Here is a 576-nt window from a genome sequence, read left to right on the forward strand (position 1 = left end):
GCTCAAAACACCGAGCGGGGCTGTTCTCATCGATCCGTCATCATCACCACCGATGACGACAACATCGTCACGCTCAATGACGGGCAACACCGCCAGGATCCGATCAGCAAGGCTTATCTGCCCGGACCGGCCTTGACCGGGGTGGCGTTCGCTGTTTTCGCCAGAATGGATATACCGCGCATCGCAGCTCCGATTCTGCGCCAGCTCAGCGATGCGCTGCAGGAAACAGTGCATATCGGGATGCTGGATGGCACGTCGGTCCGCTTCATCGCGGCGCTCGAGAGCCCGTCCGCCGTGCGGGTGGTATCGCGCCTGGGTAGGACCATGCCTGCACACTGCACGTCGACCGGTAAGGCCATGCTTGCCAACTTCTCCGATGAAGAGCTTCACAAACTGTACCCTGACCCAAATTTGGAACAACTCACCCAGAATTCAGTGAGCACCCTCACCCAGTTGTGCGCCGAGTTGGTAGAGGTCAGAAAGAGCGGAGCAATGATCAGAACCTGTGGATCCCGGGCGGGCGTGCCTTCCCGGAAGATGATCTGCAAGGAATCCGAATTCTGATCAAGACCAGCG

Annotated in this window: 1 protein-coding gene; it reads left to right on the top strand. The window is 58.7% G+C overall.

The genetic code is table 11. The annotated features are described in order from the left end of the window. The coding region (locus MSZK_RS25560; protein ID WP_304528967.1) for an IclR family transcriptional regulator at window positions 1–564 on the top strand (564 nt) is incomplete at its 5' end. Window positions 565–576: the final 12 nt, after the last annotated feature.

This window comes from Mycobacterium sp. shizuoka-1 (assembly GCF_002723835.1).
Classification (GTDB): Bacteria; Actinomycetota; Actinomycetes; order Mycobacteriales; family Mycobacteriaceae; genus Mycobacterium.